Source organism: Aeromonas sp. XH (genome assembly GCF_033348475.1).
Classification (GTDB): Bacteria; Pseudomonadota; Gammaproteobacteria; order Enterobacterales; family Aeromonadaceae; genus Aeromonas; species Aeromonas sanarellii.
Window position 1 is genome coordinate 821,878 of the sequence record NZ_CP137630.1, and the last position, 16,861, is coordinate 838,738.

Annotated in this window: 16 protein-coding genes; 9 read left to right on the forward strand and 7 right to left on the reverse strand. The window is 60.6% G+C overall.

Annotated features, from left to right (window positions below; genetic code table 11):
- Positions 1-57 precede the first annotated feature (57 nt).
- On the reverse strand, positions 58-1,824 hold the full coding sequence (locus R2B70_RS03895; protein WP_216989615.1) for a M4 family metallopeptidase: 1,767 nt from the start codon (positions 1,822-1,824) through the stop codon (positions 58-60).
- A gap of 348 nt (positions 1,825-2,172) precedes the next feature.
- On the opposite strand from R2B70_RS03895, the gene R2B70_RS03900 reads away from it, so the two are divergent.
- The 8 genes from R2B70_RS03900 to putP all read left to right on the forward strand — a co-directional run bounded on the left by R2B70_RS03900 (position 2,173) and on the right by putP (position 11,162).
- Positions 2,173-2,727 (forward strand): GNAT family N-acetyltransferase, encoded by a 555-nt coding sequence (locus R2B70_RS03900; RefSeq protein ID WP_209795053.1) that lies wholly within the window; start codon positions 2,173-2,175, stop codon positions 2,725-2,727.
- A 37-nt stretch (positions 2,728-2,764) separates the two neighbouring features.
- Positions 2,765-3,319 carry a GNAT family N-acetyltransferase gene (locus R2B70_RS03905; RefSeq protein ID WP_318162685.1) on the forward strand — a complete coding sequence of 185 codons (555 nt, stop codon included), beginning with the start codon at positions 2,765-2,767 and terminating at the stop codon, positions 3,317-3,319.
- Positions 3,320-3,508: 189 nt separating this feature from the next.
- Complete coding sequence (locus R2B70_RS03910; RefSeq protein ID WP_318162686.1) at positions 3,509-4,615, forward strand: 1-acyl-sn-glycerol-3-phosphate acyltransferase; 1,107 nt, start codon at positions 3,509-3,511, stop codon at positions 4,613-4,615.
- Between the two features lie 310 nt (positions 4,616-4,925).
- Positions 4,926-5,396: a YhcH/YjgK/YiaL family protein gene (locus tag R2B70_RS03915; RefSeq protein ID WP_318162687.1), complete on the forward strand. Its 471-nt coding sequence runs from the start codon at positions 4,926-4,928 to the stop codon at positions 5,394-5,396.
- A gap of 300 nt (positions 5,397-5,696) precedes the next feature.
- Entirely contained in the window at positions 5,697-6,896 is a 1,200-nt protein-coding gene (locus R2B70_RS03920; protein WP_318162688.1) for an acetate kinase, read from the forward strand.
- A gap of 133 nt (positions 6,897-7,029) precedes the next feature.
- Positions 7,030-8,271: a mechanosensitive ion channel family protein gene (locus R2B70_RS03925; protein WP_318162689.1), complete on the forward strand. Its 1,242-nt coding sequence runs from the start codon at positions 7,030-7,032 to the stop codon at positions 8,269-8,271.
- Positions 8,272-8,454: 183 nt separating this feature from the next.
- Positions 8,455-9,381: a L,D-transpeptidase family protein gene (locus R2B70_RS03930; RefSeq protein ID WP_209795048.1), complete on the forward strand. Its 927-nt coding sequence runs from the start codon at positions 8,455-8,457 to the stop codon at positions 9,379-9,381.
- A 272-nt stretch (positions 9,382-9,653) separates the two neighbouring features.
- Positions 9,654-11,162, forward strand: a complete 1,509-nt coding sequence (gene putP / locus R2B70_RS03935) for a sodium/proline symporter PutP (RefSeq protein ID WP_318162690.1) — start codon at positions 9,654-9,656, stop codon at positions 11,160-11,162.
- A gap of 73 nt (positions 11,163-11,235) precedes the next feature.
- Here putP and R2B70_RS03940 read toward each other — a convergent pair whose 3' ends face one another.
- The 6 genes from R2B70_RS03940 to R2B70_RS03965 form a co-directional block, all read right to left on the reverse strand.
- Positions 11,236-11,841: an NAD(P)H-dependent oxidoreductase gene (locus tag R2B70_RS03940; protein WP_318162691.1), complete on the reverse strand. Its 606-nt coding sequence runs from the start codon at positions 11,839-11,841 to the stop codon at positions 11,236-11,238.
- Positions 11,842-11,895: 54 nt separating this feature from the next.
- Positions 11,896-12,327, reverse strand: coding sequence for a MerR family transcriptional regulator (locus R2B70_RS03945; protein WP_318162692.1), 432 nt, complete (start codon positions 12,325-12,327; stop codon positions 11,896-11,898).
- A 477-nt stretch (positions 12,328-12,804) separates the two neighbouring features.
- Entirely contained in the window at positions 12,805-14,481 is a 1,677-nt protein-coding gene (locus R2B70_RS03950; RefSeq protein ID WP_318162693.1) for a hypothetical protein, read from the reverse strand.
- A 126-nt stretch (positions 14,482-14,607) separates the two neighbouring features.
- Positions 14,608-15,036: a VOC family protein gene (locus R2B70_RS03955; protein ID WP_318162694.1), complete on the reverse strand. Its 429-nt coding sequence runs from the start codon at positions 15,034-15,036 to the stop codon at positions 14,608-14,610.
- Positions 15,037-15,403: 367 nt separating this feature from the next.
- Complete coding sequence (locus tag R2B70_RS03960) at positions 15,404-15,997, reverse strand: MliC family protein (RefSeq protein WP_318162695.1); 594 nt, start codon at positions 15,995-15,997, stop codon at positions 15,404-15,406.
- 94 nt (positions 15,998-16,091) lie between these two features.
- Entirely contained in the window at positions 16,092-16,460 is a 369-nt protein-coding gene (locus R2B70_RS03965) for a DUF2061 domain-containing protein (protein ID WP_318162696.1), read from the reverse strand.
- A gap of 178 nt (positions 16,461-16,638) precedes the next feature.
- Here R2B70_RS03965 and R2B70_RS03970 point away from each other — a divergent pair, with 178 nt between their 5' ends.
- Positions 16,639-16,860, forward strand: coding sequence for a hypothetical protein (locus tag R2B70_RS03970; protein ID WP_042073989.1), 222 nt, complete (start codon positions 16,639-16,641; stop codon positions 16,858-16,860).
- Position 16,861 lies beyond the last annotated feature (1 nt).

Sequence of the window (16,861 nt, forward strand, 5' to 3'; positions counted from 1 at the left end):
AAAAGCGCCGGACCAGGCCGGCGCTCTTCTCTTATTCCCGTTTATGCCTGTTCAGGCTCAGTAGCTGGCCTTGAGGGTCACGCCGGAGAAGGCGCTGAACCCGCTCAGCTGCACATGCCAGGTACCCGCCTTGGGCGCATTCAGGGTGCAGGTCTCGGCGTTGCCGCTCTTGTAGGGGCGGCAGTCATAGCTGGTGCTGGTCGGGGCCGAGCCGAACTTCACATAGAGATCCGCATCCCCGGTGCCGCCGCTGCTGGCGACCACCAGCTGGCTCTTGCCGGCGGGCACCTCTATGGTGTAGCTCAGCTTGCCCCCCTTGGCGGCGGCGAGGCCGGTCACCGGCACGCCGTTCTGCAGCACACTGCCCGGTTGCGGCGTGGTGCCACAGCTGGCATTGACGCCGACCGCGGTGAAGGCTGCCGCCACATCGGTCAGGCTGTAGCCGAGATCCGTGGCCGCCTTGGTCACGCCGCAGGCGCCCTGATCGAAGGTGGTGTTGGCGCCCCAATAGAGGCGGTTGGCCAGCACGAACACCTCGAACGCCTTGCGGGTATTCCAGCCGCCGGTGTTGGCCAGCAGGTAGAAGGCGCGGTTGTAGACCCCCGAGCTGTGGTGCACATCGATGCCGTCATAGTAATCGCTGGCGTGGCCGATGGAGCTGCCGTCCCGGGTCGGGTCCTCGAAGTAGCGCAGTGAGCCGTTGCCCTTGAAGATCTGGGCCCCCACCAGCCAGTCGTTGCTGCCCTTCATGTAGTACTCGGCCGCTTCCCCCGCCATGTCGGAGAAGGCCTCGTTGATGCCGCCCGACTGGCCGGAGTAGACCAGGCCCGAGTTCTGCTCGGTGAAGCCGTGGCTCACCTCGTGGGCCGCCACGTCCAGACTCACCAGCGGGTAGAAGGTGGTGGCGCCGTCACCGAAGGTCATCTGGCTGCCGTCCCAGAAGGCGTTCTCGTAGTTGCGGCTGTAGTGCACCCGCATCTTGAGCTTGAAGCTCAGCGGCGCCGTGTTGTACCAGTTGCGGTACATGTCGAACACCACATTGCCGAAGTAGTGGGCGTCGTTGAGCGGCGAGTAGGCACCGTTGATCTCCTTGACCGTGTTCTCCGGGCAGGTGAACTGGTGCACGGCGCCGCCACTGGTGGCGTGGTTGAGGTTGACGGTGTCCACGTTGGCGCTGCTCATGCGGCAGCTGTCGTCCACCTGGAGGGGACCGAAGTCGGCGCCGTAGAAGTACTTGCCGGTCTTGATGTTGCCGCCCGGGCCTGTGGCGTCCTTGTGGTTGATCCCCTCCCAGCGCTTGAGCTCGCTGCCGGTCTGGGCGTCGATCATCACGAAGGGGCGGCTCGGCTGCTCGCTCGCCGCCAGCCAGGAGACCAGGTAGACCAGCCGGGCCTGGCCGGCATCATCCTGGACCACGAACAGCTTGACCCGCTCGTTGCTGCCCTTGGCGCCGGCACGCGCCTTGCTGGCGGCATCGCTGGGGGAGAGGGCGGCGGTCGGGCTCGCCAGATCGGCCTCGATCTGGCGCAGCATGGTGCCGGAAACCTGGCTTATCTGGCCACCGAGGGAGTGCTCGGCCACCAGCACCTGGCCCCAGACCGGGATGCCGTGCCAGGTCTGCTCATAGCGCACCCGCTGCTGGCCATTGGGCAGCTTGACCGCCCGCACCTGCCGAAACTCGCCATCCCCGGCCAGGGCGCTGACCCCGGCGGCGCCGCTCGGTGCCCCCTGAAGGCCTGCGACCCGATTCACTTCCACCTGTTCTGCCGCCACGGCGGCGCTTCCCCAGCAGGCCAGTACCACGGCCAAATAGACTTTGTTCATCTCGTCTTTCCTTAGTCGATGAAGATTGCACGCCGGGTCCGTTGCCCGGCGCTCTTACACTAGTGGGAAGGGGGGAAATAACGGCCTGTCATTTGTCACAGGGCAGAGAAAGTGGGTAGCACAATTCACTTTTGTGGCACTTATCATCCAAAAAACCGGGCGTTTTTAGTGTGTTAATCCAATGGACGGCGAGATTGATGACATGCTCGATAACGCACCCGGATGGGCATCGCCATATGGGGGTTGCCAGCGGGGGAGGCGCGCCGAAAGTCCTTGGCAAACAAGGGATTGATTGACTACATTGGCTCCCATGACGGCGCATGCCGGGTCAAAACAGGGGGAGTGGCGATGTTTTCATGGCAACTGGATGACGAGCTGGCGCTCCTGTTCCTGCAACCCGACATGGCCAGCGAACTCTTTCGCCTCTGCCAGCGCAATCGCGACTACCTGAGTCAGTGGCTGCCCTGGGTGCCCCATATCCAGCAACCCTCGGACAGCGCCACCTTCATCCGCCATGCCATCGAGAAATTTGCCCGGGGCGAGGGGCTGACCACAGCCATCGAGTATCAGGGAGAGGTGGTCGGCGTCATCGGCTACAACCGGATCGATCATGAGCTGGCCAAGGTGTGCATCGGTTACTGGCTGGCGGAGCGCTGGCAGGGGCACGGCATCATCACCCGGGCCTGCCAGGCCCTGATCCATCACGCCTTCGAGGAGATGGGGATGGAGAAGGTGGAGATCAGCGCCGCCCTGGAGAACGAGGCGAGCCGGGCTGTGTGCGAGCGGCTCGGCATGGTGCAGGAGGGGGTGACCCGGCGGGCGGAGCGGCTGGCGGACAGGGTGGTGGACCATGTCAACTACGGCCTGCTGCGGGACGAATGGCTCAGGCAGAGGGAGCACTGATGGCCCTCCTGTCCGGCTCCCACTTCCGGGGGGAAAGATGACGACGCTGCCCCATCTCGTCACGGCCCGTACCCGGATGACCGTGCTGCCCCCGGAACGGGCCGGTCTGATGCTGGATTTCTACCTGCGCAACCGCGCCCACCTCGCCCCCTGGGAGCCCAGGCGGGACGAGAGCTTCTATACCCTGGCCCACTGGCAGGCGCGCCTGCGCGATGGTTACGGCCAGTTCTTCGACGGCAGCGCCGTGCAACTGGTGGCGCTCGACCCCCAGGGGGAGCGGGTGCTGGCCACCTGCAACTTCACCCAGATCATGATGGGCATGTTCAAGGCGTGCCACCTGGGCTATGCCATCGACCAGGCGCACGAGGGGCAGGGGGTGATGCGGGAAGTGGTGAGCGCCGGCATCGACTACCTGTTCAATGAGTTCGGCCTGCACCGCATCATGGCGAGCTACATGCCCGCCAACCTGCGCAGCGGCGCCCTGCTCACGCGGCTCGGTTTCGAGCGGGAAGGCTATGCCCGGGACTACCTGATGATCAACGGCCGCTGGGAGGATCATGTCCTCACCGCGCGGATCAACCCCGCCGTCTAACCGGCGCCAGCCCGCATTCCCTCGGCACGGCTCGCGATGGCGCCCGGTCCACAGAGGGCTTTTTCACGGCAAGATCGCACTATCTGTATGCGTCTCATACCCCTGACCACAAAAGCGTGTAAAATTGCGCCCTGAATTTTCCCGGCCGGCAGACGCTGGCCGCGACTCCATACTTGCAAGGCAGACATTGTGACAGAAGTAGACAGATTCGCGGACATTCGCCCCTATCGCGATGAAGAAGTGCCGGCTGCCATCGAGCGGCTGATCCAGGATGACGAGTTTATCGGCGCCATCGCCAAATACCGTTTCGGTTCCCTGATGAGCTGGCTGGGCTGGGCCATCCGCCCGCTGATCCGCCAGTTCCTGCGCCACAAGTGGGCCAAGGTCAGCACGGTTCACCAGGTGCAGATGGGGGTGACCCGCTACATGACCCGGATGATCGCCACCTCCACCCAGGGGGTGAGCTTCTCCGGCCTGGAGCACCTGAAGAAGGAGCAGGGTTACCTGTTCGTCTCCAACCACAGGGACATCGCCATGGATCCGGCGTTCGTCAACTGGGGGCTGCATACCCACGGCTTCGATACCGTGCGCATCGCCATCGGTGACAACCTGCTGCGCAAGCCCTGCGCCACCGAGCTGATGAAGCTCAACAAGAGCTTCATCGTCAAGCGCTCCGCCAAGGGGCCGCGGGAGATGATGAAGGCCCTCGGCGAGCTGTCGGCCTACATAGGCCAGTCGGTGCACGAAGGCCACTCCATCTGGATCGCCCAGAAGGAAGGGCGCGCCAAGGACGGGGATGACAAGACGGATCCGGCCATCCTCAAGATGTTCTACGTGGACGGCAAGAAGCAGAAGATCGAGTTCGTCGACTACATGCGCAGCCTCAACATAGTGCCTGTCAGCATCAGCTACGAGCTGGATCCCACCGACAAGGCCAAGGCGCGCGAGCTCTACGAGAAATCGGTCAACGGCAGCTACGAGAAGGGTGAGTTCGAGGACATCGAGAGCATAGTCGCCGGCATCGTCGGCCAGAAGGGGCGGGTACACGTCTCCTTCGGCGCCCCCATCACCGAGGGGTTCAGCGATCCGGACGAGCTGGCCGCCCTGATCGACAAGGCCATCTGGAGCAGCTATCGCCTCTTCCCCGGCAACTATCTGGCGGCGGATGTGCCCGGCAAGGCCAGCACCATAGAGCAGACCGCCTTCCTGACTCGCCAGTCGGAGGTGCCAGAAGAGCACAAGGTCATCTGGCGCGCCATGTACGCCAAACCGGTGGAAAACGCCGGCAAGGTTTGAATGGCACCGGTTATCACCAGGTGATGCGAAAAAAACGGGAGCAGATGCTCCCGTTTTTGCGTCTGGTCAAAGTCAGGGGTGATTGGGTAGTGAATAATATTGTTTCAACTGGTACGATCATCGAGTGAACGAGCGACTATCTCTTGGCAAGGTGCGGGCGGCTGTGCAACAGTGAGCCGGCGTCCTCGTCGCGAGAGACGCAGTTCAAGCCTGCACGGATGGCAGGTGACACCACGAAAAGGACCTTTGCGGGTCCTTTTTCGTTGATGAAGAAAGATGGACCACGGATACACCTAAGGATGCGAGCCCCATGATCACCGGCAGTCTGAATACCCTGCAACGCACCCCCTTGCCCGCCCCGCTGGACCGCATCATGGTCGAGGTGGTGCAGGGCGTCGAGCGCTGGCTGAACGCCCCCCTCGGCAAACAGGAGATAGACGGCCTCAGGCTGTTCTGCCTGGTGAGCGAGGATCTGACCGAGCCGGTGGCGGATCGCCGCGGCGAGTTCCATCAGCAGTACCTGGACATCCAGCTGCTGCTGCGCGGCGAGGAGTGGATCGGCGTCGGTCCCCATGTTTATGAGGGGGAGGGCGCCGATCATCCTTACCCCGATCTCTGGTTCGTCGACGACGAACAGACCAGTTATCTGGCGTTGCAGCCCGGCGACTTTGCCATCTTCTGGCCGGGAGAACTGCATCGCCCCCTCTGCACCCCCCACTCGCCGGCTCAGGTGAAGAAGCTGGTGGTCAAGGTGCACCGGGATCTGCTGGCCGGGCTCTGATCGCCCGTACCGGCCGCCTGCGGAGCGCACTGCGCAGACCGAATCGATGATTCTATGAGTGCGCCAGATTATGGGTCGGCGCCAGAGAGTTTGAAAGGATAAGCGCGCCAGACTATGAGTCGGCGCCAGACAGTTTGAAAGGATAAGCGCGCCAGGCCCAGAGTTGGCGGTCGGCGCCAGACAGTTTGAAAAATTGGGCGCACTTTCCTGCGACCATAAGCCCCCGGCAGGGGAATCCCATCCATCGCTGGATGACACGACACTGTCGGCATAAAGCCGAAGCACAGGAAGATGTAGAACATGAGCAAGTTGGTATTGATCCTTAACTGCGGTAGCTCTTCCCTGAAATTTGCCGTAATGGACGCCGAAACGGGTGAGGACATGCTGTCCGGCCTGGCCGAATGCTTCAATCTGGACGATGCACGCATCAAATGGAAACTCCACGGGGCCAAGGGCGAGGCCATGCTGGGCGCGGGTGCCGCGCACCAGGAAGCCCTCGACCACATAGTGGGTCACATCCTGCCCCAGGATCCCGCGCTGGCCGAGCAGCTGGTGGCCATCGGCCATCGCATTGTGCACGGCGGCGAGCAGTTCTCCCGCTCCGTGCGCATCGATGAGGGCGTGATCGCCGGCATCGAGGCCGCCATCCCGTTCGCCCCCCTGCACAACCCGGCGCACCTCATCGGCATCCGTGCCGCCCTCAAGGTGTTCCCGGCCCTGGCCGAGAAGAACGTGGCCGTGTTCGACACCGCCTTCCACCAGACCCTGCCAGAGGAGGCCTACCTCTACGCGCTGCCCTACAGGCTCTACAAGGAGAACGGCATCCGCCGTTACGGCGCCCACGGCACCTCCCACCGCTTCATCGCCGAAGAGACCGCCAAGGCGCTCGGCAAGCCGCTCGAAGAGCTCAACATCATCAACTGCCACCTGGGCAACGGCGCCTCCGTCTGCGCCATCCGTGGCGGCGAGTCCGTCGACACCTCCATGGGCCTGACCCCGCTGGAAGGGCTGGCGATGGGCACCCGCTCCGGTGACATCGACCCCGCCGTGGTCTTCTTCATGCACGACCAGCTCGGTTACAGCGTGGAGCAGATCAACCACACCCTGACCCGCGAGTCCGGCCTGCTGGGCATGACCGAGGCGAGCAGCGACTGCCGCTATGTCACCTCCAACTACGCCACCGACGCCGGTGCCAAGCGTGCGCTGGACGTGTTCACCTACCGGGTGGCCAAGTATGTGGGCGCCTACGCCGCCGCCATGGACGGTCGCCTGGACGCCCTGGTGTTCACCGGCGGCATCGGCGAGAACGCCGCCATGGTGCGCGAGATGGTGCTGGAGCGCCTGGCCCTGTTCGGCTTCAAGGTCGACAAGGAGGCCAACAACGCCGCCGTGCTGGGCGGTGAAGGCCCTATCACCACCAAAGAGAGCCGCCTGGCCATGGTGATGCCCACCAACGAAGAGCTGGTCATCGCCCGCGATGCCCTGAGCCTGGTCGGCTAAGGCCACCTCGCAGCGAATCAACGCCCGGCCCCTGCCGGGCGTTGTCATTTCCGGCGCCCAGTGAGCGGCCTGTCATTTGACATGACGGACCAGATACGTACCCTGACCGCAGTGTGATATTGCGGAGAGTGCGATGAAGAAGATGTTTTTCGACTGGCTTGCCAGTCTGGGAGTAGAGGTTACTGCCATGATGGCCCTGGTGATCGCCCTGGGGTTCATCGTGCTGACCGCCCTGGTGCTGCACCTGGTACTGCATCGCATCCTGCTGGTACGTCTGGTGGCTCTGCTCGGCAAGACCAAGCAGGTGTGGCTGCCGCCCCAGCTGCAGCAGCGGCTCTTCTACCGGCTCGCCTTCGTGCTGCAGGGGGCCGTGCTGCTGGGTCAGGCGGAGATCTGGCTGCCCAGGGCGTCCGACAGCCTGCAACTGATCGAACTGGTGGCCCAGCTCTGGATCCTGCTGTTCCTGCTGCTGGCGCTGTTCGCCCTGCTCGACTGCCTGCTGTCGGTGAGCCGCCATACCCGGCTCGGACGGGATCTGCCCCTGCGCGGCATCTTCCAGGGGGTGAAACTGGTGGCCAGCATCCTGGTGGGCATCCTGATGATCGCCCTGCTGCTCGGCAAGTCGCCACTCTTCCTGTTCAGCGGCCTGGGGGCCATGACTGCGGTCCTGATGCTGGTGTTCAAGGACCCCATCCTCGGCCTGGTGGCCGGGATCCAGCTTTCCGCCAACCGCATGCTGAGCGTCGGTGACTGGCTGCAGATGGACAAGTACGGGGCGGACGGCGAGGTGACCGACATCGGCCTCACCACGGTCAAGGTGTCGAACTGGGACAAGACCATCACCACCATCCCCACCTATGCCCTCATCTCGGACTCCTTCAAGAACTGGCAGGGGATGACCGAATCCGGCGGTCGGCGCATCAAGCGCAGTGTCAACATCGACATGACCAGCGTGCGCTTCCTCACCGCGGAGGAGCAGTTGCGGCTCAAGCAGGCCAGATTGCTGGCCCCCTATCTCAGCCGCAAGGAGCAGGAACTCAGCAGCTACAACCAGCAGCTCAGCGATGCCATCAGTTGCCCCATCAATGGCCGCCATCTCACCAACCTGGGGACCCTGCGGGCCTACCTCGATGCCTACCTGCGCGCCCACTCCGGCATTCGCAAGGACATGACCCTGATGGTGCGCCAGCTGGCACCGACCCCGGACGGCCTGCCGCTCGAGATCTACTGCTTCACGGCGACCACCGCCTGGGCCGAGTACGAGGGAATACAGGCTGATATATTCGACCACATATTTTCCATTATCGAGCAATTCCATCTACGCCTGCATCAGTCTCCAACCGGTTATGACATGCATGCTTGGAAAAATGGCTGATGCTGCTTTTCACGTGACATGGGGGAGGGGCGCCGCCCCTATTTAATCGCCGACCCGTCGCCACGTGGCGGTTGAAATTTGCAAGACAGAGGAGAAAAATGGCGGCCTTCTCGTCGCCCCGGGTGTGCAAGCCGCTCCCGGTCTGGCCAGAGTGCTGATCCATCCCCTTATCACAGGAAAGTTATGAAGCTCCTCCACAACACGGCGGCCGCCCTGTGCTGCGGTCTGATCCTGACCGCCATGCCCGCCTTCGCCATCGAATATGCCCTGCCTGCGGCCAACAGCCGCCTGGTGGGCGAGAACCTGGACTATGTGGTGTCGCCCGAAGAGGCCGGCCAGCCCCTGGAGGCGGCCGCCGCCAAGTTCCAGCTCGGCCTGACCAACATGCTGGAGGCTAATCCCAAGGCGGATCCCCTGCTGCTGCAGGCGGGCGAGAAGCTGGTCATCCCGCACCAGCTGATCCTGCCGGATGCCCCCCGTGAGGGCATAGTGCTGAACGTCGCCGAGATGCGCCTCTACTACTACCCGAAGGGCAAGAAGGTGGTGGAAGTGCTGCCCATCGGCATCGGCCAGCTCGGCACCGACACCCCGGAAGACTGGGTGACCAGCGTGCAGCGCAAGAAGGCGGGCCCGACCTGGACCCCTACGGCCAAGATGCACGCCGAGTACGCCGCCCGCGGCGAGACCCTGCCCGCGGTCTGGCCGGCCGGCCCGGACAACCCCATGGGGCTGTTCGCGCTCTACATCGGCAAGATGTACGCCATCCACGGCACCAACGCCCAGTTCGGCATCGGCCTGCGGGTGAGCCACGGCTGCGTGCGCCTGCGCAACGACGACATCGAGTACCTGTTCAAGCAGGTTCCGGTCGGTACCCGCGTCCAGTTCGTGAACCAGCCGATCAAGGCCTCTGTCGAGCCGGATGGCCGCCGCTATCTGGAAGTGCACCAGCCGCTCTCCCGCAACCAGGAGGAGTTCGACTCCAGCCTGCCGGCCCCGCTGCCCATGTCCACCGCGGTGACCCGTTTCATCGCCCACGCGGACAGCGACTCCCAGCTGGTCAAGCAGGCCCTGGAGCAGCGCAGCGGCATGCCCATCGCCATCAACCGCTGATCCCCGGTCCCGGATTGCGAGCCCCGGCCACTGTCGGGGCTTTTTTGTGTCTTCGGGGAGGGGATCGTCAGGGGAAATTCCTGGTTGGTTGGGATAAAATCCGGCCCTTATGGCTCTGAGTGGTTACTTGATTAGGTGTTAAACGTTTTCTGTGTGTTTTTTATTTGTTAAAAATGGTTGTGATCAGGCGATCTGCTGATTATTCTAGGCCGGTTTTTTAAGGAAGAGTCCGTCACAAGAACGGACACAGACGTCACATAACGGAGTTTTGAATGACAGCTAGCACCCCCATGCTCATCACCTTTCTGGTGTACATCCTCGGGATGGTGTTGATCGGCTTCATCGCCTATCGCGCCACCCGCAACTTTGACGACTACATTCTCGGCGGCCGCCGCATGGGGAGCTGGGTGACCGCCCTCTCCGCCGGTGCCTCCGACATGAGTGGCTGGCTCCTGATGGGCCTGCCTGGCGCCGTCTTCATCGGCGGCATCTCCGAGAGCTGGATCGCCATCGGCCTCATCATAGGTGCCTACTTCAACTGGCGCTGGGTCGCCGGCCGGCTGCGGGTCCACACCGAGAAGAACCGCAACGCCCTGACCCTGCCGGACTACTTCACCTACCGCTTCGAGGACAAGAGCCGGGTGCTGCGCATCCTCTCCGCCCTGGTGATCCTGCTGTTCTTCACCATCTACTGCGCCTCCGGCGTGGTGGCCGGCGCCCGCCTGTTCGAGAGCACCTTCGGCATGAGCTATGACACCGCCCTCTGGGTCGGTGCCGCGGCCACCATCACCTACACCTTCTTCGGCGGCTTCCTCGCGGTGAGCTGGACCGATACTGTGCAGGCGACCCTGATGATCTTCGCCCTGATCCTGACCCCGGTGTTCGTCATCATCGCGGTGGGCGGCATCGACACCGCCATGGTGGAGGTGGCCGCCAAGAGCGCCAGCAACCTCGACATGTTCCGGAACCTGGACTTCATCGCCATCGTCTCCCTGATGGCCTGGGGTCTCGGCTACTTCGGCCAGCCCCACATCCTGGCGCGCTTCATGGCGGCGGACTCCCACCACTCCATGGCCAGTGCCCGTCGCATCAGCATGACCTGGATGATCCTGTGCCTGGGCGGCGCCGTGGCCATCGGCTTCTTCGGCCTGGCCTACTTCGCCACCTTCGCCGAGCAGGCGACCGGCGTCACCGGCAACCCGGAGCGCGTCTTTATCGAGCTCTCCAAGATCCTGTTCAACCCCTGGGTCGCCGGCGTGCTGCTCTCCGCCATCCTGGCGGCGGTGATGAGTACCCTCAGCTGCCAGCTGCTGGTCTGCTCCAGCGCCATCACCGAGGATCTCTACAAGCCCTTCCTGCGCAAGAACGCCTCCCAGAAAGAGCTGGTGTGGGTCGGCCGCGCCATGGTGCTGCTGATCTCCCTCATCGCCATCGCCGTGGCCGTGAACCCGGAAAACCGGGTGCTGGGGCTGGTGAGCTACGCCTGGGCCGGCTTCGGTGCCGCCTTCGGCCCCGTGGTGCTGCTCTCCGTGCTCTGGTCGCGCATGACCCGCAACGGCGCCCTGGCGGGGATGCTGGTGGGCGCCCTGACCGTCATCGTCTGGAAGCAGTTCGGCTGGCTGGGGCTGTACGAGATCATCCCGGGCTTCGTCTTCGCCACCCTGGCCATAGTGGTGTTCAGCCTGCTGGACAAGGCCCCTTCCCAGGCCATGCTGGAACGCTTTGCCGATGCCGAGCAGGAGTTTCAGAGCCCCATGGCCGAGCCGATCGCGGTGAAATAACCCGCGCCATCCGTGACAAAAAGCCCCGCCATGGCGGGGCTTTTTTATGGGCAAAAAATGCCCATGGCAGGGGTTAGGCGGGGCGTCTGCCCAGCCGCCGCACATCCTGGCGGGCGGCGGCCCCGGCTTGAGTGAGCCAGCGCTGGCGGGCCGCCTCATCCGAGGTGTGGACGGGCCCCAGATGCTGGCGGTGGGTTAGCCGGATGCCACAGAGCCCGAGCACGGGCTGGTCCAGGGTACGCTCCACGGGGGCACCCTGCCACCAGCGGTAATACCAGGGGGGGCTGTCCATGGTGAGCAGCAGGCGCGCCGTCTTGCCGGCGAGCAGCCGCTCTGGGTGCGCCTTCCCCGGCTGGTAGCGAAAGGCGAAGCCCGGCAGCAGGGTGCGATCCAGCAGCCCCTTGAGCCGGGCAGGCAGGTGGCCCCACCAGACGGGGGCGACGATCACCAGGTGGTGGGCCTGCGCCAGGCTCTGTTGCACCGCCTGCAGATCGGGCTCGAGGGGCTGCGCCTCGTCATAGCCGTGGTGAAGATCCGGCTCGAAGGCGAGCCCTCCCACGTGATGCAGGGTGACGCGGGCGCCCCTCTCCTCGGCGCCGCGGGCATATTCCCGGGCGAGGGCGTGGCAGAGGCTGTCGGGTTTGGGGTTGCCGTTGAGAACAAGCAGGTTGGGGGTCATGGTATGGCTCCTTGAAGTGAGCCCCCATTACACCCCTTGTCCCATGGGACAGAGTCAAGCCACCTTGTGCCCCCGATCCGCGGCGGCGGGATGATCCCGCCCGTCGGGGGATTGCCGCGCCGGGGCGCCATAGCGGCAGGGGTGCTGCGCCAGCAGCGTGGCGCACTGGCTCAAGCCCTGATGCTGGCGTTGCAGCCGGGCGACCTCCGCCTCGATCTGCGCCAGCTTGTCCGCGATAAGCTGCTCCACCTTCTGCCAAGGGAAGTGATCGAGGCTGGTGACGCCCGCGAGCAGGGGAACCAGCTCCCCGAGCTTGCAGCCAAGCCGCTGGGCCTCGCGGATAAAGCCGACCCACTCCAGATCCTCGGCCCGGTAGACGCGATAACTGCCGCGCCGCCTGGGCTCGGGCAGCAGCCCGAGCTGCTCGTAGAGGCGGACCGCCTTTGGGGTGGTGCCCGCCAGCCGGGCAAATTCGCCGATATACATGGTGCTGCTCGCAAAGGGGGTGTGAGAGGGGCCCACTATAGGCCAGTGGCAGCGGGGAATGAATCCCCAGGGGGGAGGGGCGCCCCATCGGTGCAGCCCAGGGAGGATAACGGTGTGGATCTGTGACTTCACGCCGTGTCCCTGGCATTCCGTAGGTGCGGGATATGGCCGAGCTGACCTGCTATGGGGCCGCAACAGGCGCTGGTGGACAGGTGAACGCCACTATAAGCAAATATGGGGTCATTATCGGAAAACCCATAAATTGAGTTTATGGTGGCTCTGGAACGCCAGCCAGGGCCACCAGATAGCCGAAAAGGGCCCTCCAAGGAGATTTCCCGATCCTTGCTTATGTCGTGGCGGGGTTATAGACGATGCTCCAAATACGCTTCTCTATTCGAACCTACGGGGGGAATAGCGTATACCTGAAACTGTTTTGAGGCCTGTGTCAGGTAATAACGAGACCGGTATATTTTATTACTAATCCGTTTTTACACCGAATTTCTTAACTCGCCTTCTGTTAATTTCACTCTCTGAAGCAATTTTCCGTAGTGCCTCGGTCGCTCTTTTGGAGATCTCTTTTTGCTGCTCACTCGCGTTACCAAACTGGCCGAATCTCAAACAGGTTGTAACAAAAGTTGACAAAACATGACCAGTTTCAGATTTAAATATATCGTAGTATTCATCGACAGATGTTTTGGCTAATACCATTTCGTCATTTTGGCTCCAGCCATTTTTACCAGCTATATCTTCCAATACTTGTCTTGCTGTTTTAGTGATAATTGTTTGATTGTACACGTTGTTAAATTTACTTATTAACTCTTGGTCATTAATATCGCCAAAGACATTAGCTTCCTCCATATTGAATGTTTCAATATCGTCTTTTCTACTTTCTATATACAGGTCAATTATTTCAGATGCTTTGTCGTCCTCACCTAATTCTCTAAATAGTGTGACGGTGCCGTTCAAATTCAAAGGTGTGATGTATTTACAGTTTCTTTTGAAGCTGTCGTACAACCCATTAATGACTTCATCAGCATTGTCATTAAATGAGTCGTGATAAAGTTTCCAAGCATCCGAAAATGAATTTTCAGATTTTGATGCTATTAATTGTTGGTTTTTTTCTGATGCCTTTAATATGAACTCCTCTTCAATGAAATAACCTGTCTGGACAGCTTTGGCAACTACCAAATCAAGTTCATCTGTAAGCGTATAATTGTATGATTGAAGGATAACTTGCCATTTTTTCTGTTGCTCGTTGAGATCTTCATCACCTATGCCGAGCAATGTATAGCCTTTACTGGTTGTAAATTCTAAAGTTGGTATTTCCTCATTCGATGTTGAGAGGAAATAACACCATGTATATAAAACCAGTGAGTGCATCACCTGATCTGATATTTCTGGCTCGAAGCCTTTAGTAAGAGGAAGAGATAGAGTAACTAACCTCTCGATTTTTTTCAGGATGCGAATGTTTCTAATGCCTAGACTAGTAGTTAATTCCCTTAATCTAGAATAGTTAGGCGTTTTTTCAGAAAAAGCTATGGACGCACATTCTGCTGGAACAGGAGTAAATGCAAGTTCAATATCTATTACCTTTTCTCGATATTTTTCATAATCCTCTAGGCCTGTTTCTCCATCATTTAGAAGTAAAACTATTTTACATTTTTTTTGCTCTTTTAGTAGTGACACCAACCCCAACACATCTTTGATATCTAAACCCTTTCCTTTTCTTTCTAAATCATCAATGCAAATTAGAATGTTATTCAACGATAAGAATGAGACAGCCTCAATTGCCGGGGTGAATGATTTAATTATCGGGGTGCCTTTAAATAAGCTGAAAGAATTTCTGCCTAACGACTCGATTAGGCTTGTAGTATTGTTTTTGAACGTTTCAATACTAGCCTGAGTACCGATGATATCTCGTTTTATAACATTCTCAAAAATTGTATATTTAAAGGCGTCTAATGAATTAATACCAAAGAGAGAAACATAAGAATAGCGATCAGATTTTATTTTTCCTTTAGAATTAGCCTCTTCAAGAAATTGTTTCCAGCTAAAAGTTTTACCAACTCCCCACTCACCTTTGATAGCCATGACTTCAGGTTGTTCTGATGATAAAAAATAAAATATTTGATCTTTAATTACTTCAATAGACATAAATATTCCTTCAAAGATGCATACACCTTGTTAACCGAATTTTTGGGATGTCCACTATTTTTAACAAGGCGTAGTCACCTCGTTGCGTCATGGCTAGGCCCATATCACTTGAGCTCCATTCTTTTTCTAAAACCGAATTTCCACCGACCCCGCGCTGCGTGCTGCCTCGCCGTGATACACAGCTTCGATATTATTGCCGTCCGGGTCGAGCACAAAGGCGGCGTAATAGCCGGGGTGATAGACACGCTCGCCGGGGACGCCGTTATCCTGGCCGCCGTGGGCCAGTGCCGCCTGATAGAAGCGATCCACCGTGGCCCTGTCTTGCGCCTGAAAGGCGAGATGATGGCGGCCAGTCAGTGCGCCGAGCGCCGCAGGGCTGTCGATGGATGTGACAAACAGCTCGTCAGCCCAGAAGTAACCCTCACCCGAGCCGCCGATTGGCACATCGAGGGTGGCCAGTATGGCCCTGTAAAAGCGCTCGCTGGCGGCCAGGTCTTTCACCACCAGCTGGAGATGGTCGATCAGTCGACCCCGATGCAGTGCGTGCGTTTCCATACATTCACTCCACTCGACATAGTTGAATCAGTGACTTATCCCTTGCCAGTCGCGCCCTTTGGCGACGCTACCGCACTGGATCTCAGCCTCCAGCCTGCTGCGCGTTACCTGCGAGAGGGTTGGCATGGCTCATGGGGAGACTCCGACGAGGCGTGTGTTGCCAATTGGCTATATTATCGGCCCGCGAGCGAAGGGAAAGGGGGAAATGGCGAATTGCCGGGCAAGATCAACAAATGGACGCCAGCCCGAAAGCCTGGCGCCCGGGCCGGATTGATGAGAGGGGGCTGGGGATAGGTAAAAGGGGGCGAGTGGCCACCTTTTGCTGCCTGTACGGAAGTGGTTGCCCGGCCCCTGGCCGGGCGGGGGATCAGTTGCCCGGGAGCTCGTTGCAGACGAGGGGGAGCTGACCATGGCGCTCCAGCCTAGCGTCGCTCCCCTTGGTAAAGAGGGTGAGGTTTTGCCCCTCGTAGCGGGCGCCGCTGGCGCTGGGGGTCTCATAGGCGAGCACCTGCTGCTGGTTGTCCCCCTCGCTCAGGTTGATCATGGCGGCGGGCCGCTTGGCCTCGTTGTAGAAGTAGGTGGAGAGGGTGACATTGTTGCCGCACTGGTAATCGACCGGCGTCGGCACCCTCAGCTGGCCGCCCTTGATCTGCAGCTCGGTGATCCTCAACTGGTAGCTCTCTTCCACGCACTGGCGCAGGTCGCCCGCCTTCCAGCAGTCGTTGCGCCCCTTGATCCAGCCGCGCTGGATGGCGCGCTCCGTCTTCTGCTGCTCGGGGGAGAACCCGGCAATCGCCTTGGGATAGAGGGCTGACAGCTCGTTATCCAGCGCCGCCAGTCCGGCATCCTTGCAGATGAGGGTTTCGGCGGCGCCTTTTGCCTTGGTGCACTCGAAGGACGGGGTGGCCGCCGCGGCCAGCAGAGGGGAAAACAGCAGGGTGCCAAGCAAGATCTTGTTCATCCATAGGGTTCCAGCAAGGGGGGATTCCGCTACTAGAACATAATGGCACGAGGCCGCCGAGCGCTTTTTTGCGCCGGGCGGCCCTGCATTACAATCAGACGCCGGCCAGCGCCAGTGGCTGGCGGCTGCGCCACAGCCGCTCGTGGAAAAAGAAGAGCAGGGTGTTGATGGCAGGTTCGATCAGTGCCATCACGCCGCCGGTGAGCAGCTCGCCGCTCAACAGGAAGGCGACGCCGAAGGCCACCGAGAAGTGGACCAGGGCGAAGCTGCTGGTCTTGGCCTGCAGGCTGTGATCGGGTTTGAGCCTGTGCCAGCCAAGGTCGTGGAAGTAGAAGGCGACGGTGTTGACGGCGGGCTCGATGAGGGCGATCAGGCTGGCGGTCAGCAGCTCGCCGGTCAGCAGGTAAGCCACGGTGAAGGCGACACTGAAGTGCAAGATGGCGAAGCTGATGGTCTTTTTCATGGTGGTGTCTCCTCTGGCGATGAAGGCACTATCACCCAGAATCTCGCCAAATGAAAATCATTCTCATCTATCGGCGAAATAGAAAAAGCCTATCGACCGGCGAGCCCCACCGGATCGGGAGTTGCCTGGGGCCACAACGGCGCTAGAGTGTGCCTTTTGCCATGAAAAAGGAGCTTTCATGACCATCAATGCCAACATCTATGTGCTGTTTATCCTGCTGCTGATGATCGTCGTCGGCGTCCTGGCCTGGCGACTGGCCCGGCGCAAGAGCCGTCATCCCGTGCTTGTCACCGTCCTGTGCGTGCTGCTCTGCCTGGCCCCGCCCTTCGCCCTGCTGGCGCTGCTCATTCTGGCGCTGTGGCGGGATATGCCCGCAGGAGCGGATGCCAGGCAAGCCTAGT